General features: G+C 60.4%; 24 protein-coding genes. 6 read left to right on the top strand and 18 right to left on the bottom strand.

Going from position 1 to position 17,867, the window contains the following annotated elements; all coding sequences use genetic code 11:
- Window positions 1-209: 209 nt before the first annotated feature.
- From AC1DB0_RS23305 to AC1DB0_RS23370, 14 genes are all read right to left on the bottom strand, one after another.
- A complete protein-coding gene (locus tag AC1DB0_RS23305) occupies window positions 210-500 on the bottom strand; it encodes a HigA family addiction module antitoxin (protein ID WP_476757925.1) in 291 nt (96 codons plus the stop codon).
- A gap of 12 nt (window positions 501-512) precedes the next feature.
- Window positions 513-791 carry a type II toxin-antitoxin system RelE/ParE family toxin gene (locus AC1DB0_RS23310; RefSeq protein ID WP_476757887.1) on the bottom strand — a complete coding sequence of 93 codons (279 nt, stop codon included), beginning with the start codon at window positions 789-791 and terminating at the stop codon, window positions 513-515.
- An 84-nt stretch (window positions 792-875) separates the two neighbouring features.
- Entirely contained in the window at window positions 876-2,861 is a 1,986-nt protein-coding gene (locus AC1DB0_RS23315) for a ParB/RepB/Spo0J family partition protein (RefSeq protein WP_476758749.1), read from the bottom strand.
- 28 nt (window positions 2,862-2,889) lie between these two features.
- Window positions 2,890-3,039 carry a hypothetical protein gene (locus AC1DB0_RS23320; protein WP_175171238.1) on the bottom strand — a complete coding sequence of 50 codons (150 nt, stop codon included), beginning with the start codon at window positions 3,037-3,039 and terminating at the stop codon, window positions 2,890-2,892.
- A 69-nt stretch (window positions 3,040-3,108) separates the two neighbouring features.
- Window positions 3,109-3,531 (bottom strand): thioredoxin domain-containing protein, encoded by a 423-nt coding sequence (locus AC1DB0_RS23325; protein ID WP_476757889.1) that lies wholly within the window; start codon window positions 3,529-3,531, stop codon window positions 3,109-3,111.
- Between the two features lie 19 nt (window positions 3,532-3,550).
- Complete coding sequence (locus tag AC1DB0_RS23330) at window positions 3,551-3,781, bottom strand: hypothetical protein (RefSeq protein ID WP_476757890.1); 231 nt, start codon at window positions 3,779-3,781, stop codon at window positions 3,551-3,553.
- 13 nt (window positions 3,782-3,794) lie between these two features.
- Window positions 3,795-4,286, bottom strand: a complete 492-nt coding sequence (locus tag AC1DB0_RS23335) for a hypothetical protein (protein WP_476757891.1) — start codon at window positions 4,284-4,286, stop codon at window positions 3,795-3,797.
- A 421-nt stretch (window positions 4,287-4,707) separates the two neighbouring features.
- Window positions 4,708-5,043, bottom strand: a complete 336-nt coding sequence (locus tag AC1DB0_RS23340; protein ID WP_476757892.1) for a ClpX C4-type zinc finger protein — start codon at window positions 5,041-5,043, stop codon at window positions 4,708-4,710.
- A gap of 469 nt (window positions 5,044-5,512) precedes the next feature.
- A complete protein-coding gene (locus AC1DB0_RS23345) occupies window positions 5,513-5,707 on the bottom strand; it encodes a DUF6900 domain-containing protein (protein ID WP_476757893.1) in 195 nt (64 codons plus the stop codon).
- A 3-nt stretch (window positions 5,708-5,710) separates the two neighbouring features.
- The gene (locus tag AC1DB0_RS23350) at window positions 5,711-5,965 is read right to left on the bottom strand and encodes a hypothetical protein (RefSeq protein WP_476757894.1); all 255 of its coding nucleotides are present in this window, start codon (window positions 5,963-5,965) and stop codon (window positions 5,711-5,713) included.
- A complete protein-coding gene (locus AC1DB0_RS23355; RefSeq protein WP_447577078.1) occupies window positions 5,962-6,609 on the bottom strand; it encodes a DNA methyltransferase in 648 nt (215 codons plus the stop codon). Before AC1DB0_RS23355 ends, AC1DB0_RS23350 begins: the two co-directional genes overlap by 4 nt.
- A gap of 300 nt (window positions 6,610-6,909) precedes the next feature.
- Window positions 6,910-7,809 carry an N-6 DNA methylase gene (locus AC1DB0_RS23360; RefSeq protein ID WP_476757895.1) on the bottom strand — a complete coding sequence of 300 codons (900 nt, stop codon included), beginning with the start codon at window positions 7,807-7,809 and terminating at the stop codon, window positions 6,910-6,912.
- 308 nt (window positions 7,810-8,117) lie between these two features.
- Window positions 8,118-8,528, bottom strand: a complete 411-nt coding sequence (locus AC1DB0_RS23365; protein WP_476757896.1) for an antirestriction protein — start codon at window positions 8,526-8,528, stop codon at window positions 8,118-8,120.
- A 206-nt stretch (window positions 8,529-8,734) separates the two neighbouring features.
- Window positions 8,735-9,262, bottom strand: coding sequence for a JAB domain-containing protein (locus AC1DB0_RS23370; protein ID WP_476757897.1), 528 nt, complete (start codon window positions 9,260-9,262; stop codon window positions 8,735-8,737).
- Between the two features lie 255 nt (window positions 9,263-9,517).
- Here AC1DB0_RS23370 and AC1DB0_RS23375 point away from each other — a divergent pair, with 255 nt between their 5' ends.
- From AC1DB0_RS23375 to ligD, 6 genes are all read left to right on the top strand, one after another.
- Window positions 9,518-10,180, top strand: a complete 663-nt coding sequence (locus tag AC1DB0_RS23375) for an SOS response-associated peptidase (protein WP_050448740.1) — start codon at window positions 9,518-9,520, stop codon at window positions 10,178-10,180.
- A 288-nt stretch (window positions 10,181-10,468) separates the two neighbouring features.
- Complete coding sequence (locus AC1DB0_RS23380) at window positions 10,469-10,792, top strand: hypothetical protein (RefSeq protein WP_476757898.1); 324 nt, start codon at window positions 10,469-10,471, stop codon at window positions 10,790-10,792.
- Between the two features lie 86 nt (window positions 10,793-10,878).
- A complete protein-coding gene (locus AC1DB0_RS23385) occupies window positions 10,879-11,133 on the top strand; it encodes a CrpP-related protein (RefSeq protein WP_447987933.1) in 255 nt (84 codons plus the stop codon).
- 359 nt (window positions 11,134-11,492) lie between these two features.
- The gene (locus AC1DB0_RS23390) at window positions 11,493-12,125 is read left to right on the top strand and encodes a hypothetical protein (RefSeq protein WP_476757899.1); all 633 of its coding nucleotides are present in this window, start codon (window positions 11,493-11,495) and stop codon (window positions 12,123-12,125) included.
- Window positions 12,126-12,230: 105 nt separating this feature from the next.
- The gene (locus AC1DB0_RS23395) at window positions 12,231-12,407 is read left to right on the top strand and encodes a DUF3606 domain-containing protein (RefSeq protein WP_083447496.1); all 177 of its coding nucleotides are present in this window, start codon (window positions 12,231-12,233) and stop codon (window positions 12,405-12,407) included.
- A 50-nt stretch (window positions 12,408-12,457) separates the two neighbouring features.
- Window positions 12,458-14,980, top strand: coding sequence for a DNA ligase D (gene ligD / locus AC1DB0_RS23400; RefSeq protein WP_447987931.1), 2,523 nt, complete (start codon window positions 12,458-12,460; stop codon window positions 14,978-14,980).
- Window positions 14,981-15,530: 550 nt separating this feature from the next.
- Here the strand turns inward: ligD and AC1DB0_RS23405 are convergent.
- From AC1DB0_RS23405 to AC1DB0_RS23420, 4 genes are all read right to left on the bottom strand, one after another.
- Window positions 15,531-16,445, bottom strand: coding sequence for a Fic/DOC family protein (locus AC1DB0_RS23405; RefSeq protein ID WP_447987930.1), 915 nt, complete (start codon window positions 16,443-16,445; stop codon window positions 15,531-15,533).
- 37 nt (window positions 16,446-16,482) lie between these two features.
- A complete protein-coding gene (locus AC1DB0_RS23410; RefSeq protein ID WP_447577067.1) occupies window positions 16,483-16,692 on the bottom strand; it encodes an antitoxin VbhA family protein in 210 nt (69 codons plus the stop codon).
- 394 nt (window positions 16,693-17,086) lie between these two features.
- Window positions 17,087-17,434 carry an H-NS histone family protein gene (locus AC1DB0_RS23415; protein ID WP_447577066.1) on the bottom strand — a complete coding sequence of 116 codons (348 nt, stop codon included), beginning with the start codon at window positions 17,432-17,434 and terminating at the stop codon, window positions 17,087-17,089.
- A 78-nt stretch (window positions 17,435-17,512) separates the two neighbouring features.
- A complete protein-coding gene (locus tag AC1DB0_RS23420; RefSeq protein ID WP_447577065.1) occupies window positions 17,513-17,788 on the bottom strand; it encodes a hypothetical protein in 276 nt (91 codons plus the stop codon).
- Window positions 17,789-17,867 lie beyond the last annotated feature (79 nt).

A 17,867-nucleotide genomic window follows, 5' to 3' on the forward strand; every position in this document is an offset into this window, starting at 1 on the left:
GTCCTGTGTGGTGGCTTTAAGGGACCCGCCGCCGCCTGGCGGTGGGGGCCTTAAGGGCACCTGTGAGCGTCCGGGGGACGCTCACGAAGTCCGCAGGACGGCCCCGCCGGCGCAGCCGGTGGGATAGGCCGCCCCATACCAAACCCGTTGGTACATCCAAAGCAAAAGGCCGCCCTAGGGCGGCCTTTTGCTTTGGTGGATGGTTTAGGTCAGTGCGCTGCTGCCGTTGAGGCCAAGAGCCGAACGGGCGGCTGCTCATGCTGTAGCGCCTGCCACAAATCGTAGTTGGCCTGCATAGCGACCCAAGCCTGGGCAGTACTGGCCCCAGCATGTTCAAGCCGAACAGCCAGATCCGGGCTGATACCAGCCTTGCCGTTGAGTACCCGTGACAGGGCCACCCGCGACATAGCCAGCCGGTCAGCAGCCTCGGTCACAGATAGTCCCAACGGGGCAATTACATCCTCCCGGAGAATTTCACCGGGATGCGGAGGGTTGTGCATCATGAATGGCTCCTAGTGGTAGTCCTGATAATCGACCAGTTCGGCACCGGCCTCTGTAAAACGAAAGGTCACGCGCCAATTGCCGTTGACCCAGACTGACCAATGTTCGGCTAGACCGCCCTTGAGCGAATGCAGCTTATAGCCAGGGATATTCATATCCTGCGGTCCCTTCGCCACATCGAGCAGGGCCAAGATGCGGCCCAGCTTGCTGGCGTGTGCGGCCTGAATTCCTCGGGTTGAACCGGTGCGGTAGAAGGTCTCAAGACCTTTGTGGCGAAATCCAATGATCATGCGTTATTGTATCCCGTAACGATACACGATGCAATAGAGACACACGCGAAAAATAGCGTGCGTCCCTGCTTCCCTCCTGATGAATTACCCGGCCGTTGCCGCCTCCGGAGAAGTCGGCTCMGGCTTGGATAGCAACGGCTTCCCGCGCATCAGTTCTGGCACCCATCCCTTGCCGTCGAGCAACAGTTCGGCAGCAGCCGCAGCCTGGGCTTTTTTCATCGCCAGCAGCGGCTGTGCCTGGTCGGCGTCCACGGCAGCGGTAACGACCGCAGCGATCCTGTCCTTGGACACGTGCGCGAGATAGGACTGCGCCGTGGGCTTCCACCAACTGCTCATGTCCAGGCTTACCATTTCTCCCAGGCGGTCCAGGTGCTTCGTTTCCGATCCGCATGCATGGCTGCGATGGCGGTAGATCGAAACGCTGGCCAGTACCGCCAACAATGCAATCAAATCGGCGTGCGATTTTTCGAGCAGCCAGGGCAGCACGGCTGCGCCGTCCTCGGGCACGCCCTTCGTCGCGGCTTCGATATGCTCCTGCACCGCTGCCCACGCCGGGCTGGCCTTGATGTCCGGGTCGGTATTCGCCAGCTCGTGATGCGCCGGCCGCAACGAAAAGTCGAAAGTGTCGCCGCTGCTGGGACGCCGGTTGAATTCAAAATCGCCCAGCATCTGTTCGATAAGCAGGCAAAGTGCCAGCGTAGGACGCGCCATGACTTCGGCTTGAATGGCGATCACGCGCTGCGCGTGAAGGCGATTGGTCAACGCTTCAGAATGGACGGGCCGTGTTTTGACGGGGGGCAAGTCCACGCCCGCCATCGTGTCACCCTCTCCTGCTTTGCTGCGCACGATTTGCGCCACCGCCTCGCGTTCGTCCTGGCGGATCAGGCCACGGGTAACGGTCAGCTCACCTTGATAAGTCAGGTGCAGGACTGCGCCAGCCAGGGCTTTGAGGTCGGAGGGGTAATCAGCGAATGAGTCGCGGAGCGCTTGGATTTGCTCTTGAAGCCGTTCATGCTCGTCGATCAACTGGCAGTACTTGTCGTCGTCGCGATCATCGTCCTGTTCCAACTCACCAAGGCTCTCGCCAACCTTTTCCAACTTGGATTGCAGCGCCTTCATCGACTTCGCCTCGTCTTTGGTCGGCTCACGACGCGCGCGTGCGATCTCTCCAAGATTATTTTTGTCCTGGTCCGTGAACGACACTTGATAATCCACCCAGAGCCAGCCTTCTGCCTCAATTGCCTTATTGCGCTTGGACCGTTGCATCTTCGCCTTAACCATCGAGCGAACCATTTCCGAGTCGGTCAGATACACGTCGTCTTCGAAAAGATCACGGCGGACGTCCCCGCCCGCCTTCTCGTAGGCAGCGACCGTCACGTAGCGGGCAGCGGCCGAGTCGCTGCGGATTTCGGATTCCCCCAACAGACTCCGGATGTAGTGAGKCCGGTTCCAGTATTGCCCGTTTGCCGACTTCCATGCGGCTTCTTGGCGGGCATGGTCTGCGACGGAAGCCAGCGCTTGCATATCCACCAATTCCATCTTGCCGTCGCGATAAAGCTGCATCAACGCGGGGGAAACGCTGCCCAGCGCAAGCAGCTTCTTCACTGCCGATTCGGTCGCGCCATGAGCCGCCGCGATAGCCTCTACCGTCCAGTTATCGGCGCGCAGTTGCGCATACCCCGCATACACGTCTGCCGGGTGCATCGCCTTGCGCCCGATGTTTTCGATCAGGCTGGCGTGGTATGCGTAAGCGGCCGGAATCACGAGGCAAGCGACCGGGTAGTCGGCAGCGAAAACTCCGTCTTCGATCAGCAGGCCGAGGGCCGTCCAACGCCGCCCGCCCGCGCATACTTCATAGGAACCGTCCGGCGCGGCGACGACAACCAGGTTTTGCAACAGCCCGCCCATGGCCCGAATCGTTGCCTTCAATTGCAGGAGTTCAGCATCGTGCTTGCGGTCTTGTACGCCACGAGCCTGATACGTATCGCTGAGGCGCAGTTGCGAATGGGGAATGTCCATGCGAATTGCGGCGGCGTGGACGGCGGCGAGTTCGTTGGAATCGAGTTTCATAGGTATGTACTCCAGTTCAATATCGGGATCAGTGCAGTTGCGGCGCGGCGGCAGGCTCGTCCAGCGCGGCGATTAGGACGGTGAGTTGTCGCATGGTCATCGCGGGAATGCGAAAGCCCAGGCCCAGCAAGTGAGCGCGGCGCATGTCGTTCGCCAATCTGATAAAGTCGTGGTTCATCACGATTCTCCTAGTCCGAGGGTTGCGGGTGATGGCCCTTGTCGGTTGCTGCCGACAGGGGCCTTTTACTTAATAGCCCAGCCAGTTCAGCAGGTCGCGCCCGCGATATAGCGGGTGGTTCCCGTTGTCGGTGAAAAAGTCTTCGGCGCTCAGTTGGTGATCACGTATCTCGTGCATCACCTGAAGCCGGGTCAACACGGCTTCCTCTGCCGCGTCACTTTCGCGCAGGCCGTCCGCAGCGACCGGGCCGGTGTCCAACAAGTCGGCCAGCAGTTCGATCATGTCGGGACGGTGGCCTGTCCAGGCGACCAACTCGTTTTCGATGGCGACGGCCAAGACCGGCGCGGTGTCATAGCCTTTTGCCGCGAGCGCCTGCGCAAAGTCGGCGGCGCTGAGTTCGGTGAACTCGATGCCGCGTGCGGCAAGATCATCTTTAGAAAGCTCGCACTGGGCGCAAGCAAGGTGGGTGTACAGAACGACGTCGCTAGACATGGTGGATTTCCTTGTTTGACTAGACTTCGGTTGAACCGATCCAGGACGTTCCCAGAAACGCATCGCAGCCGATCACGGCCGATTCAGGTTGCACATCGCAAAGCGCCTCATGTGTCCAGCCATGTGCCGGTGCCTGCTGGACGTGTAGGGTCGATCCATCCAGGCCACGCAGGAGCAAAGGCTGATGGCGGAGCGCGGCCAAAATATCCGGCTCGCCTTCCATCTGGTCCGTTACGTACTTGATAAGCATCTCGGCTCCCCTCTCAGCCGTGATGCGGGCAAGGATTGCCGGAGCCGTCGTAGCAGCACAAACATGCGGCCATGGCTACGGATTCCTCTGCCGCGTTCCAGCCGTCCGCCCATGCGCTTGCCAGTTCGGCAACATCCGCCAGCAGCGGCGGTACGTCTTCGGCGTCACGGCCACGGGCAAAGTCTTCCCGGCCCTGAACGTGAGCCAGCATTTGCGAGTAGCCAAGCTCCATGTAGCGACTTTCATCGTCGAACATTCCGGTGGCCTTAGTACGAGCCACTCGGGCATCCAAGCCGCGAAGGAACACAACGAAGGGCTTCGGCGTTGCAGTTATCTGTACAGTGTTTGCCATGGCTATTTCCTCTGCATCAAAGATTGTTTTGAAGTGCTGACCGGGCCTGAAGATCGTTAGCCCGATCGTGAACGGCTGGAATCGCTGGACTTTGTCTTCGCGGTGTTTGCCGCCAGTCCTGTTAGTCGCCGAGCCCGTGCCGATCTGGATCATGGAGAGAGGAGCGGAAAGGGGCAGGAACGGAGGCCGCAGCCTTGCGCGCAGCGCAAGGACCGGGCGAGTACCTGGCGAAGCGAACCCCTTGGAGGGGCGAACGCAGTGATACAGTCGGCGTTTCTAGGGCGCGGGGACTGACAGGGCGCCAGGCTTGCGTGAGATAGCCAGAGAGGCGCAGGCGTGCCGCGCGGCGAGCGCCCCAAGCCCGTAGGGCTCAAATTCGGCCGGAGGCCGTTGGCAAGCGGCAGCGCGCAGCGCCGTCAGGCGCGGAGGCGTGAGCCGACCAGCGGGAGGGACGGATGGAAGCCCCCACGGGGGCAAGACTGGCGGGGTTGGCCAGGCTTGACGCGCAGCGCGAGAGCCCGACCCGTAGGCGCAGCCGGAGGKGCACGCCTAATGGGGAGTCGTGATCAGAACTTCACTGCTGAGATTGGGACGCCGGCGGCATCGAAACACTCAGCAGATCCAGGGCCTTATTTGCCCTATCCCGTGCGTCCCCCATGATTTCATTTTGCCGAACGATGTACTCGTACAGAGCTTTGGGGCTCTTTTCGGCTTCGACCAAACCCTGCTCGTTGATGATCTCGGTGCACAGCTCAACGCACTCGTCACAGATCGTGAGCGCCTTCTTGCCGGCAGGATTTCCCCGCGCGATCAGCTTGCGAACTTCGGTCTGGGCCTTATCGCAGAATGAGCAGTGCAGCATGCCCGGCTGCTTTTTTCGCCGTGGGCTTTTTTTATTGTTGTCGTCCATTGGGCACAGGGGCCGCGTCAACGCGTCGCTAGATCAGAGAGGTGCGAAATCTAGCATATGGCAGGCTAATACGAACGGGTGTTTATCCCTAGTGTGCAGCCCATTGCACAATGGCATTCTCGGCTCCAGCCGCACCCGGATGTTGCTGATCTAGGAGAATAATTTTGGAGGGAACCGTGGTCATCAATGGCGTCCGGGCGGCATACAGAACTATTCAAACGCCGAATGGAAATGGTGTCGTTGCGGAGGTGCAATATGCCCCCGGAGGCCCGTGGGAATGCGTTGGCGGGGCGCGCGCGACTTTCGCGGATGACGCCACCGCTCACCGTGCGATCCAAAATCATGTCGCCGCGGACTGGTCTAAAAGATTGAACACCAACAGACGACTGTAAGCGCGCCGCCCTCGGCATGTTGTTCGTGTCTGATTGCTGAGGTGAGAAAGCCAGGCCGGCAGGCCTGGCCATGCCGTTCAGCCGTTTCGGTGATGGTCCACCATGCCGGCCAAGTACGCCGCCTGCAATGCCCTCCAAAGGTCCCACACCGGTATTTCGCGATAGTCCTTCGAGCGGATCATCTGAAATTCCAGACATTCAATGTCCAAAATCTCCAGGGCGATGTTCTCGATGGCCGCTTCCGCGGCCTCGGATTGTTGCGGCACGCCCATGCTTCACTCCGTGTCCAGCTCGGCCAGCACTTGGCTGGCCAGCTCATTGAGGTTGATTTTCGACTGGGCGATGGCTCGCACCTCGTCCAGCGGCAAGGATTCAAGGAACCGCGCCAGTCGTTGTTCGGTTTCCCGTGCCGCCAGCACGGGCCAGGCGCCGTATGAGGCGATCGCGGATAAACCGGCCCGATTGTTGCGGCCGTAGCCTCGTAGGTAGGCGGTTAACCCACTCTGCAATTCGCATTCATCCCGGCTCATGCTGCAATCCTTTCTTGGTTTGCCAGCGCCAGACGCTGCAAGGCGGCGTCGTGATACTTCGGGTCCATTTCGATTCCGTAGAAACGTCGGCCGGTCTGACGGGCGGCTACGCATGTCGAGCCGGAGCCTGCGAACGGGTCTAGAACAATGTCGCGCGGACGACTAAAGGTTTCGATCAGCGGTGTCAGGCATTCAACCGGCTTCTGGGTCGGATGGTGGCGGTTCCCGGTGTACTTCCAGGGCAGCACATCGGGCAATGGCGTCGCCGGCAGGGCTGGCTGGCCCTTGGCCAGCAAATAGGCCGACTCGTGCTGGTACGCCAAGAATCGCGCATTCGATTGGTATTGCTTGGCGAACACGATGTGGCCTACAACACGAAAGCCTGCCGCGCGCCAAGCGGCAAAGAACCGATCAACGCGATTCCAGCCGTAGAACGAAATGCAGAACGCGTCATCGCGGAGCACGCGGAACATCTGCGCAAATGCCGGCGTCATCCATTCGTCGGTGCGATCATTGGCAATGCTCCGACCGGAGCGGTCAACGTAGTTGACCAGGTACGGCGGATCGGTCAGCACCAGGTCAACACAGCGATCCGGCAAGGTGGGAAGAACGGACAGGCAATCGCCCAGGACAACACGACTCATGGTTGGCTCCTTGCGTGCAGCAATGTCAGCCGATCTGCATTGCACTGCACGGGGCAGGCGGGCGCAGCCCACGAAAGCGCGGTCAAGGGACGTGGAATAAATAGCGAACGCGGTGAGCGGTTTATGCCGCGAAAGCCCTTGAAGATGGGGCCGCGGCTACAAAGCCGCGCGCAGCGGCCCTAGCGTCCGTGGGGGAGTGGGATGCGACTGTATGCTCCGTGCAGTGCTTGTTGGCCTGCATGTGCCGAAGATGGCGCGTCGCCGGCGCGCCAGGCCCCTAGAGGGGCCATTGCAACCTCGCTAGAAGAGCGACATCTGGCCAGCGGCAGCAGCTTGGCGGATGGCCTTCGGAATGGCCTGCGGCGGCGCATCGATATCAGCCGATGGACTGTCGGCCGCCACCTGGTCGACGCGGATCTCGTCCATGGCCGCCGGCGTTTGCAGTAGCGCCCGATCGCCCTCCTCCGCTTCGCGACGGCGAAGCCGTGCGGCCCAGCCGCCCAGGATGTGTGCCGGCGTAAACCACTGCTCCCGGCACTCGCCCGTGAGACCATTGCCATGAATCACCACGGCCGGCACGTGCAAGAGCGCCAGCTGAATGAATGTCATATGCACGCACCGCTGATCGATGTCGATTGCAGTCGCGTGCATGCACTGCTGATAGTTCAGCTGCGCATCGTGCATCGCGTGCGCCGCCGCGATCAACATGCCGCCGGCGCCGCACGCCGGCTCCAGTACGCGGACGAACCCCTGCGCGCTCGTCTTATCGGCCAGACCCTGGCCATTGCCCATCATCGTGTTGCCCATCAGGCGCGACACCTCATAGGGCGTGAAGAACTGGCCGGCGCGAGCGTTGCCCATGTCCAGCATCATGAACGTGCTCCCCAGCACGTCGCCGAAGTCTGCTGCCTGAACCCGGACCTCGTATGCCATGACCAGGTGCGAGAACGCTTGGACGAGCTGGTCGAGCTCGGCTCGCTCGTACTGAGCGATCACCTGCAGGTAGCGCTGTTCGCGCACCTCGCGCTGCGCCAGGTCTGCACGTGCCAATGCGATCGCGCAGATCTCCACCCAATCACTCCAGACGCGGTCGATGCCGCGCGTACGCGCGACATGCCGAATGAGGCTGACGATTTCCTTCTGATGGGCGTCGGCGTTGTTCAGGAAACGGTGTTGTTGTGCATTTGAGGTTTTTGCCATGTGGTCTCTCCGGTTGCCAGGGCGGGAATGCCCGGAACTTGAGAGGCACGGCGCAGCGCAGTGCTCAAGTGTCGAAGACGGCCAGCGGCCGCAAGTGGCGCCGGCGCAGCCGGCGCCGCGCCGCACTTGAACGCGAGAACGCCGTGGCACACTGACCGGGAATGCAGACCCGCCACCCCGTATGGCTTTCAACGGTCCAACTTGAATGCGCAGCCGTTCCCCTGCAGCGCCACTTAGCAGGGGCTGAGCCACRATGGCTTGATGGCGCGCAGAAGAAGAAAGGCCCGCCGAAGCGGGCCGGGATGGCATCAATCGATCGCCGCGAAGATGGCGTTTGCCTCGGCGTGTTCGCCGGCGAAGTCGCGCAGGGCATGGTACTTCTCGGCCAGGTCGTCGCTACGGTATTGGCTGCACAGTTCGCAGAGGGCGTACAGCGTGGCCACGATGCCGGCGGCGTCTGCCGACATGGTTCGGTCGCACCGGTTCATCGGCCAGACGATGTGAAGCGTCTCGTAGTCGGCCGGCGCCATGTAGAAGCCATTCGGGATCTCGTAGTAGTGCCAGAAGCCGCCGCTGTATTCCTGCGACAGGCGATCCAGCCAGTTGTAGACGCTGATTTCCCCGCGCAGCATCAGGCGACTTCCGAACGCCTTGGGGAGAAAGTTCATTCGTTCGCCATCGGGAACCAGGCGTGCGACGGAAAGAGTGGCTTGGGTCATGTCGTGCTCCTCAGAAGTAGGGCCCGGCCGGGTGGCGGGACGGGAGCACTGGCGCCCTGCGGAACAAGCGCCGGGGGCAAGGGGACGTGGAATATAAAGCGAGCGCAGCGAGCGGCTATATGCCGCGAAAGCCCCTTGCGCCTGGTGCGCGCAGGGCAAAGATGCGCCCAAGGCCTGACACCAGCGCCAGGCCCAGGCGCTGCAGGTCAGGGCATGATGCCCTTCTCTGCGAACGAGACGATCCTGCTGCCGGCTACGACCAGGTGATCGAGTACGGTGGTGCCGACCAGCGCGAGCGCATCTTTGAGCTGACGCGTCATGTTGATGTCGGCAGAGCTCGGTTCGGCATGACCGCTCGGATGGTTGTGCGCCAGGATCACGCTCGCCGCGTTGTGCGCCAGCGCAGCTTTGACGATCTCGCGCGGGTAGACAGGCGCGCTGCTCAACGTGCCGCGGAACGGTTCTTCGTATGCGATCAATTCTGCGCGCGGGTTCAGGTACATGATGCCGAACACTTCGTGCTCCAGGCTGCGGTTCAACCGCAGCTGCAAGAACTCTCGCACGAGCTTGGGCGAATCCATGAGTTGGCCCCGCTGGATCTCCTGCAGGACGATCTCACGCGCCGCAGCGAGGATCTCTTTCGGCGCAGCCGGACGCACGGCGCCAGCGGAATCCTGTACGAAGAGCGCGCCGGCGGCGTGATCGTTGGTGTTGAACGCGATGGAATACTGCATTGCTGGATCTCCAGTGCCGGGCGGGATTGCCCGGCGATCCTGGGATACGCTGCAGCGGAGCGGTCAAGTGGCCCGCCGGCCCCTGGCCGCAAGCGGCGCCGGCGCCGCCGGCGTTGCGCAGCACTTGACGGCGAGAACAGCGTGTCATGATCGCCAAAGACGCAAGACTGCCCCCTCTCCCCGGGGGTTGGCCACCTTCAGTACGGCACGCGCGCGCCTATACTGGCCAGACATCTGCATTCACAGAGGTGATCGATGTGCGGTCGAATCGTTCAGAAATCGGGTCCGCTGGACTACGTTGAGCGGATCTTTACCAACCAGAGCCAGATCTTCGCGGACCCGACGGGGCCGCGATTCAACATACCCCCGGGCACGCGCCCGCTCACTTTGCATCGCCTGGCTGAAGGCACCGAGGCCATGGGCAGGCTGCCGTGGGGATACAAGCGTCCCGACTCCAAACACTTCATGAGCAACGCGAAGCTGGAGACCATCCTGAAGAACGGATGGCCCTGGCGCTTTCTCATCGGAGCTGGCCGCATTCTGGTGCCGGCAGACGGCTGGTACGAGTGGCCCGTGCTTGTGGACGGCACGAAGCAGCCCCACTACATCCACGGTGATGGCCCGCTCTACTTCGCCGGGTTGACGGCCTGGTCGCCCGGCGCGCCGTTAGATGCCGCACATGGCTTTGCCATCGTGACCAACGATACGAAAGGTGGAATGGTGGACATCCACGCCAGGCGGCCGGTGGCGCTGCCGCCGGATGTCGCTCGGCGATGGGTTGACCCTTCCTGTCCATTGACAGATGCGCGTGCGCTGTTGAAGGACTGCCTGCCCGAGGACGCCTTCACCTGGCACCCTGTACGGCAAGAGGTTGGAAATTCTAAGTACCAACTGCCGGACGCTATCGATCCGGCCTGAAGGCGGGTTGGGTCAGGCCTTGGCTTGGTGTTCGTACAGCGCCAGCGCACCCTCAAAAGACGCCCTCATCCCGATCAACCTACCCGCCTCTCCGCGCGTGTGCCACAGCTCGTGCTGATACCGTCCGTCTACCCAGACCCGGCAGATGGTCCAGCCAGGCGGACCTGCCCAGTAATAGTCATCGGCGCGCCGCCACTCGGAATTATCCAAAGCTCTGTTCCCATCGGCTCCCAAATCGGGGGCATATGGCGGGAATTCTAGGCATGTTTATACTGTACGTCCATACAGTTGTTTTTCTCCATGCCGTTTAAGCCGCCCTTGCCTCTCGCTCAGCTTCGCGCCATCCAAGACCGCCATCGCGGCCCCGACGGCAAGATTAATGACGCCGACGTCCTTGCCCTGCTCTTAGAGGTCAAGCGGTACCGGTCGTTCGTCCTTCGCACCAAGCAGCTCTCTGGCGAATTCAAGCGTCCTTCCGGCGTGCTGGCGCCGGTCTACGACGAGTGGTGGGAAACCTTGGTGGCGGAACCATGCGTGGCCGAGCAGGAGCAAATGATTCGCGAATTGCTCGAAGGGCCTTTCAAGCCTCGCAAGGGGATGGGGCCGCGATAAGCGCCCCGCCCAGTACAGGGGCTCCATTGTTCCAAACGGCGTTTCATCGCATACTAGTCCCCCGCATCTTTTGGAGGGCGAAAGCCATGCTCGACGACATCCAGAAGCAGGGCGCGGAGGCAGCCCGCAGGGGTTTGAGCCTTTTGAACTGCCCGTATCTGAAGGCGGACGCTATGCCAGGACATACAGGGGAATCTCCCGGCGAATGGCTCAAGCGAGTGAATGCCTGGGAAGAAGGCTGGAAGAAGGAGTCGGCGCAACGCGGGGCCAATCCATCCGCCAATCCGTTTGCAGTCTCCGTCGCCAAGAGGCGACCGGACAGCTGCAATCCGGCCACCTAAGCGACCGACCGAACAAGCGCCCCGAATGGGGCGCTTTTGCTATGTCCGTCCTCGTTTAGCCGCTAAACAGGTAAGCCGCCTCTTCAGGACCAGAGTTTCGTTTGGACATATCATGTGATATTCAATTTCCTCACTATCACATGCCTACACCTCTCCTGAGTTTGCTCCGCTGCACGGGTTACTGGATCACAGCGACCCTGGGCGCGATGGTTCACTACGGATTTGTGGTCCCGTGGCAATGGATCTTGCGGCCGTTGTCGGGAACTCCCTTTGTCCTTTGCGCCTTTGTGATGGTTGCCAGGTCGAGGGTCCGACCGTGGCTGGGGATGCTGGTGGCGGTCGGAGTCATTTCCGCTGCGATGGCCTTCACAGTCATACTCGACCAAGGTTTGAACGCGTGGGCGGCGGTGGCGGTATCTCTAAGTGCCGTCACCCTCGGTCGACTGTTGCACAACCATCACGGCCGGATCCTCGTGGTGAGCAACCAGGGACGTGGAATTTGGTCTGTGCATCTGAACCTCCTCAAGGCGAAGCATCCCACGGCACTGTGGAGGGGGGTGTTCCGGGAATTAGACAATGTTGTTCGTATGGCGAAGGCAGCCGGGGCAGTCGAACTGAGGTTTACGTCTCCACTGCTGGTCAACGACACAACAGGAGGGCGGCTGGACCGAAAGTTGAGGAAGGCGCTGTCTAAGTGTGACCTCACTGCCGAAGTGACATTGGCAGATCCCAAGCCCATGGGCGTGGGCGGCACCGGCCTTATTCATGTTTACCTGGCACGCCAGCGCGGACTCAAAGCCACGCGACAAGTCTATGAAGACGCGCCGTGGAACATCAAAACAAGAGCGATCACTTTCCAGATTACGCCGGCGCCGCACCCTTTTCCTCCGGCCGAGCCTCAGCATTGTTTCGGTGGTGCCGGCGTTTCCCAACACGGCTCAACGCAGGATGGCAGGGCGGCGGTCGCAGCGTCCTCTGGATCTGCACGTTGATCCTGGCCAGGAAAAGCGTCCTTTATGTTTAGCGGCTAAACAGCGCGAGGCCAGATTGGGAACGAGAGTTGCTGCACGGGGGTTTCTTGTTCCAAAGGAGCCAACATGTCCGATGATCTCAACAACCGTGGGCCGCAGGACCGGTCTCGCATCAATGTCAACGAGCCTCACGAGCTTCGCTACTGGACCAAAGAGCTGGGCGTGACTGAATCGCAGCTGCGCGCAGCGGTTAAAGCCGTTGGAGTGTCGGTGAGCGCCGTGCGTACGCATCTGAGCAAGTAGAAATCGGGCCGGCACACGCGTGTCGGCCCTGTTCACTTGAGTGACCCGAAATGTCGGATTCCCTGAAAAAATACCGCGAAAAGCGCAACTTTGCGGTGACCTCGGAACCGGCAGAAGGCGGTCTGGCTAATGAAGCCGAGCGAGCATTTGTCATCCAAAAGCACTGGGCCAGTCGGCTTCATTACGACTTACGCCTGGAACTCGACGGCGCGATGAAAAGCTGGGCTGTGCCAAAAGGGCCGTCGTATGACCCGACCGTTAAGCGTATGGCGGTCCAGGTCGAAGACCACCCTATTGCCTATAACGAGTTCGAAGGCGATATCCCGAAGGGGGAATACGGCGCAGGCAAGGTCATCATCTGGGACGAAGGCGTTTGGACGCCCGTGGGGGACCCTCGCCGGGGATACAAGTCAGGACACCTGAAGTTCGACCTGGAGGGGTCAAAGATGCACGGGCGCTGGGCGCTGGTGCGTCTGCACGGCAAGGAAGACGAAAAGCAGCCTCCGTGGTTGCTCATAAAGGACAAAGACGCCTTCGCGCGTGGCAGTCACGAATTCAGCGTTGTCGACGAGCTGCCGGACAGTGTTGTACCCCTTCGTAAGAAAAAGAAGCGCACCGCCAAGCAAGCCCCCAGGAAGGATCCTCCCACTGCGTCGACGCTACCGGGGCAGGAGACCGATATGCCGGGGTCACTCAAGCCACAGCTGGCCACGCTCGTCGACGGTATCCCACGCCGCGGGGACGACTGGCTGTACGAGGTGAAGTTCGACGGATATAGGATGCTGGCCAGGATCGACGGCCCGAACGTCAAGCTGTTCACGCGGAACGGCCACGACTGGTCTGCAAAGATGCCACATTTGGTTCAAGCCCTGCGCGGCCTTCCTGCGCAGTCTGCATGGATCGATGGTGAGATCGTCGTCCTTGCTGACAATGGCGTGCCCAGCTTCCAGGCCTTGCAGAACGCCTTCGACGGCAAGCGCACAAAGGACATCGTCTTCTATGCGTTCGATCTGCCCTACATCGCCGGCCGCGACATCCGTAGCGAGCCGTTGCGATTGCGCCGAGATTTGCTCGCGCAGCTCATCGCCGCCAGCAAGGACGATCGGATCCGTTTCAGCGAGGCGTTTAATGCGTCACCATCAGATCTGATCGCGTCTGCTTGCCGCATGGGTTTGGAGGGAATCATGGGCAAGCGGCAGTCCGCGCCATACGTCTCCAGGCGCACCGACGACTGGGTCAAGATTAAGTGTGCTCAACGGCAAGAGTTCATCATCGTTGGGTATACCGCGCCAAAGGGCGGCCGCGTCGGATTCGGTGCTCTGCTGCTCGGAGTCCATGATGAACCCAGAGGCATTCGATATGCAGGCAGCGTGGGCACGGGCTTTGACGACCGCGGCCTGGCCGAACTGCATAAAAAACTGATGGCCTTGGTCCAAAAGACTAGTCCGCTCACTGTCGGAAAGCCCAAGTCCGCCCGGGACGTTCGCTGGGTAAAGCCTACGCTGGTATGCGAGGTATCGTTTGGTGAATGGACGGAAGGTGGCCACGTGCGGCATGCAACGTTTCGCGGCCTTCGCACCGACAAGGCACCTCAATCGATTACGCGAGAGGTGCCCCTGCCTGCTGGCGCGGTAGAGGCTCATGCCACGGCTGAAGAGGCCACCGATGAGCTCAAGCCGCGTGGAGCAGGCAGTAGGCCAAAGCCTGGAAAGCTGTCCAATCCGGACCGGGTGATCGATCCCTCAACCGGCCTGACGAAACTTGATCTGGCGCGGTACTACGGCCTAGTCGCCCCGTTGCTGCTGGCACACCTGAAAGATCGCCCTGTGTCCTTTGTGCGTGCACCGAGCGGCATACAAGGACAACTGTTCTTTCAGAAGCACCTTGATGCCGCAATACCTGGCGTGACGGCACTGCCGGAAAAACTACATCCAGGCCATCCGGCGCTGCTCGAGGTCCCGACGCAAGAAGCAATCATGTCGGCCGCGCAGATGAACGTGGTCGAGTTTCACACCTGGAATGCCGTCAAGAGCGCCATAGGCAAGCCGGATCGGTTGATCCTAGATCTGGATCCTGGTGAAGGCGTGACCTGGCAGGCGGTCCAACAAGGTGCCCAGCTGGTGCGAGTGCTGCTGGACGGCATCGGCTTGGCCGGATGGCTCAAGACAAGCGGCGGTAAAGGGCTGCACGTGGTGATCCCGGTGCGTAGGCAATACGACTGGGACACCGTCAAGGGGTTTTCCGAGACGGTGGTACGGCATCTGGCACGCACGCTACCGCAGATTTTCGTCGCGAAAAGTGGCCCTAAGAACCGGGTGGGAAAGATCTTCGTGGATTACCTGCGCAACGGCTTTGGAGCAACAACGGCGTCGGCCTGGTCTGCTCGCGCCAGGCCTGGGCTGGGCGTCTCCGTTCCGCTAGCTTGGGATGAACTACCCAAGGTGACCGGCGGCGCGCAGTGGACTATCGCCAACATACACAATCGGCTCGACGTCGCAAACTCGCCGTGGGATGACTATCTGCCCCAATCACTGGGAAAAGCGATGAAGGCCATTGGTTATGAAAGACAGTAGAGGCTGCCTTAGCGGCTTGGCCGCTTGGCTTGGCTTCCGCGCAACAACGAGCATTAGCGCCTACTGGGGCATGTTTAGAAGTTATGTATCTTATGGCTGCTTGATGGGGGCCGGTGGGTATGTGGGAGAAGCGCGGGTAGCCGGTCGGCATACCCTGTGGTCAAGCGCGTGGTCAGGCGGAGCCTGTCCACCGTTTGTCCATCAGCGGTTGTCCACGGGCCGAGCAGAGCGAGCCGGGCGGTCGCGAAGCGATCATCCACATATCCACGGGTTCGGATAAACGTGTTTTGAATTGGGTGTTTAGCGGCTAAACCGAACCGGTTCGCGCTGCCCCTCTGACTTGGAATGCGCTCTGCCCGTCATGTCGACGTGCTAGCATTTCTGCGAAGACGCATGTCCCAGACAGCGTGCGTCTTTTTGCGCTGAACGGCCCTGACCTCGCGGTCATGGCCACCTTATTGCTCAGCACGAATGTTCACCTATCAAGGCGCCGGAGGCTGGCTGAGCTGAAAATAGACCGTAGAAATTTCGCGGCTAAACAGGTGCCCGCTCAGCGCCCCAGGTCGCGATCACGCTGATGTTGCATCGAGTAGGCTTGCTCAGCCTGTAGGTCCGTGCGCTCGACCAGGCCAACGCCACCATGCGGATAGCGTATCCCGACCATCTGCCCCGGGACGGCGAGATCCACGTTGAGCAGCGCGCGACGGCTGTGCAGGACCATCTCTCCAGCCTGGCCCTTTTGCTCTTGAACCAGGTACCGCTCGGTCAATCCGATAACCACGCCTTCATAGCTCTGCCCAGGAATAGCCTGAACGACGTGTGCGCGATCGCCTGCCACCGCCCTGGCCAAATCCAGAGCGTATTCCCGGTCAATTTCTCGAAGACTGGCGCGAATCAAGTGCGCCATGCGCTGCGAGTCTCCTTGATAGGCCTCGATCGACGCCTTCGTCATCTCGCCCCGATCAACGCCCTGCCAGTCAATGCCGTAGCCGGCATCCCTCGCAAGCTGACCGATGAACTCCCGAATACTTCTGCCATTGCCTTCCCGGAAGGGATGAAGCACATTCAACTCGCCCAAGTAATGACCAGCACGCTCACTGAACGAATCAGGCGCAAGGCCCTTCAGGAGACCTTCGCGCGAAAGTGGTCTCGTGATCTGGGGCGCATAGCTTGTGATCTGCTCGTGGCTGGCGAAGCGTGTTGTGCCCTTCGAAATGTCGACCGTGCGGATCTTGCCCGCCCAGTCATAGACGTCGCCGAACAGACGTTGATGAATCTGTTGAAGGTGCGCCAGGTCAAACTCGCCTCGAACGGGCGATACCGCAAGCTCATAAGACCGCACGGCAGCAAAGGTCGCTTCAACCCTATCCAGTTCGGATTGGTCGCTGATGCCAAATCTGTTGCGTAGAACGCCTGTATCAGGATCTACGTAGGGGTCTTTTGAGTTAATTGGATACTTTGCCATGGCCGTAGCGAAATGGCCGCCAAGGAGGCGGCCAATGCTATTCGATGGCGGTGGGGGAGCGAAACTCCCCAGACGCTACGCGGGCGCGCAGCGTATTGATCACGTCCTGAACGCTCAAGGTTCCGTCCGCGGCACGCTTAAGATCTGCGATAGTCCGCGCATCTGGCTCCAGCCCCTCGAGACGCTGGCTGGCTACCGCATTGACGACTGCGCGATGGCGGTCCTTCAGGTCGTGAGCAGTAAGCATTTGGAGGCCTCCGGGTAAGGCTTCATTTTACCGAATATCCGCGCTTCACAGCTGTTCTGAATCAGATTTTGCCGTCATCAGGAGACCATATCAGGCGCTTCAGAACGACTGTCACAAAATTCTGCGCAGCATCCCAGAAAACATAGAGACTGCCGGCCAGTAGTAGGAGGAACCACCAATTCGTATCGGGCAGTAGTCGATCGAAAACAGAGTGAATCTCCAACAATCTCAGCATTCCTGCCGTAGCCAGTATCCAGGATAGGGCGTAGGTAATGATTCCGAACGCTATGTACAAGATCAAGAACATCGTTGGCTCCTTAGGCTGTTGGGAAGAAGTCGGACGGTAGTTATAGGGTGCGTCACCTCAACGAAGAAGGTAACCGGCCCGCAGATGTTAAATGCGGAACTGTTCGCGCAGTGCTCCGCCCTTTTCTACTGCCGTAAGCCAGCGGGGAGCGCGTCCACGACCAGTCCAAGTCTCTCCCGATTCGGGATGGCGGTATTTTGGCGCCACGGGGCGACGAGGCTCTTTTCGATCTACGACCTTCTTTCGCTTGGCGCGGGTCGACTTCATTGCACCGTATGCGGCCTGGATATCTGCGGGAGCAATCTGAAACTCATGCATCTGCGCGACGATCTTTTGTAGGGCTGACGCCCGGCCATTGATGCGAAGCGCTTCGGCGCGTCGTTGCAGGGCTTGAATTTGAGCGTTGAGCTTGGCGAGCGATTTGTTCGAGTGCATTGCGAATCCTTTTGCTGTTCTATTTTGGTGCTGACCCGGATGGGGCGCTTAAGCGTGAAGGCGTCGTTGCCACGGCGGTCATGCCCGCGCAGCCCATTCCAACTCTGCGGCCGGGCCGATCGTGACGGAGACTCGGCTGTTGGCGCGCTTTTTTATATCCACGGCTTCGTTTTGCGAACGTGCCGCAGCGAGCTCCACCGGATCGGCCTCGTTGACGATCGATACGAGAACGTCGAACTTCCGACCCTGCTTCCCATAGAAGTCCAACACGCGGACTTCGTCAGTCGAAAGCAATGCGTAGATGCGGCCATCCAGGGACTTCACATCGTTCAAAGAGGGGATTAAGTTCGGCATGTCATTTTCCGTTCGCGTGTTTTGTGCAAGTGGGTTGGGTAGGGTCGATACTTGCGGTTTAGCCGCTAAACATCGGCAC

The sequence above is a fragment of the Achromobacter sp. 10T422 genome, assembly GCF_056394065.1.

What these genes read in the sequence shown, in the direction of transcription:
- AC1DB0_RS23335 (WP_476757891.1), bottom strand. Translation starts at nt 4,286, where the DNA reads ATGATCCAGATCGGCACGGGCTCGGCGACTAACAGGACTGGCGGCAAA.
- AC1DB0_RS23340 (WP_476757892.1), bottom strand. Translation starts at nt 5,043, where the DNA reads ATGGACGACAACAATAAAAAAAGCCCACGGCGAAAAAAGCAGCCGGGC.
- AC1DB0_RS23325 (WP_476757889.1), bottom strand. Translation starts at nt 3,531, where the DNA reads ATGTCTAGCGACGTCGTTCTGTACACCCACCTTGCTTGCGCCCAGTGC.
- AC1DB0_RS23375 (WP_050448740.1), top strand. Translation starts at nt 9,518, where the DNA reads ATGTGCGGTCGAATCGTTCAGAAATCGGGTCCGCTGGACTACGTTGAG.
- AC1DB0_RS23395 (WP_083447496.1), top strand. Translation starts at nt 12,231, where the DNA reads ATGTCCGATGATCTCAACAACCGTGGGCCGCAGGACCGGTCTCGCATC.
- AC1DB0_RS23310 (WP_476757887.1), bottom strand. Translation starts at nt 791, where the DNA reads ATGATCATTGGATTTCGCCACAAAGGTCTTGAGACCTTCTACCGCACC.
- AC1DB0_RS23390 (WP_476757899.1), top strand. Translation starts at nt 11,493, where the DNA reads ATGGCCTTCACAGTCATACTCGACCAAGGTTTGAACGCGTGGGCGGCG.
- AC1DB0_RS23365 (WP_476757896.1), bottom strand. Translation starts at nt 8,528, where the DNA reads ATGACCCAAGCCACTCTTTCCGTCGCACGCCTGGTTCCCGATGGCGAA.
- ligD (WP_447987931.1), top strand. Translation starts at nt 12,458, where the DNA reads ATGTCGGATTCCCTGAAAAAATACCGCGAAAAGCGCAACTTTGCGGTG.
- AC1DB0_RS23405 (WP_447987930.1), bottom strand. Translation starts at nt 16,445, where the DNA reads ATGGCAAAGTATCCAATTAACTCAAAAGACCCCTACGTAGATCCTGAT.
- AC1DB0_RS23305 (WP_476757925.1), bottom strand. Translation starts at nt 500, where the DNA reads ATGCACAACCCTCCGCATCCCGGTGAAATTCTCCGGGAGGATGTAATT.
- AC1DB0_RS23420 (WP_447577065.1), bottom strand. Translation starts at nt 17,788, where the DNA reads ATGCCGAACTTAATCCCCTCTTTGAACGATGTGAAGTCCCTGGATGGC.
- AC1DB0_RS23345 (WP_476757893.1), bottom strand. Translation starts at nt 5,707, where the DNA reads ATGGGCGTGCCGCAACAATCCGAGGCCGCGGAAGCGGCCATCGAGAAC.
- AC1DB0_RS23385 (WP_447987933.1), top strand. Translation starts at nt 10,879, where the DNA reads ATGCTCGACGACATCCAGAAGCAGGGCGCGGAGGCAGCCCGCAGGGGT.
- AC1DB0_RS23410 (WP_447577067.1), bottom strand. Translation starts at nt 16,692, where the DNA reads ATGCTTACTGCTCACGACCTGAAGGACCGCCATCGCGCAGTCGTCAAT.
- AC1DB0_RS23330 (WP_476757890.1), bottom strand. Translation starts at nt 3,781, where the DNA reads ATGCTTATCAAGTACGTAACGGACCAGATGGAAGGCGAGCCGGATATT.
- AC1DB0_RS23415 (WP_447577066.1), bottom strand. Translation starts at nt 17,434, where the DNA reads ATGCACTCGAACAAATCGCTCGCCAAGCTCAACGCTCAAATTCAAGCC.
- AC1DB0_RS23360 (WP_476757895.1), bottom strand. Translation starts at nt 7,809, where the DNA reads ATGGCAAAAACCTCAAATGCACAACAACACCGTTTCCTGAACAACGCC.
- AC1DB0_RS23320 (WP_175171238.1), bottom strand. Translation starts at nt 3,039, where the DNA reads ATGAACCACGACTTTATCAGATTGGCGAACGACATGCGCCGCGCTCAC.
- AC1DB0_RS23355 (WP_447577078.1), bottom strand. Translation starts at nt 6,609, where the DNA reads ATGAGTCGTGTTGTCCTGGGCGATTGCCTGTCCGTTCTTCCCACCTTG.
- AC1DB0_RS23370 (WP_476757897.1), bottom strand. Translation starts at nt 9,262, where the DNA reads ATGCAGTATTCCATCGCGTTCAACACCAACGATCACGCCGCCGGCGCG.
- AC1DB0_RS23350 (WP_476757894.1), bottom strand. Translation starts at nt 5,965, where the DNA reads ATGAGCCGGGATGAATGCGAATTGCAGAGTGGGTTAACCGCCTACCTA.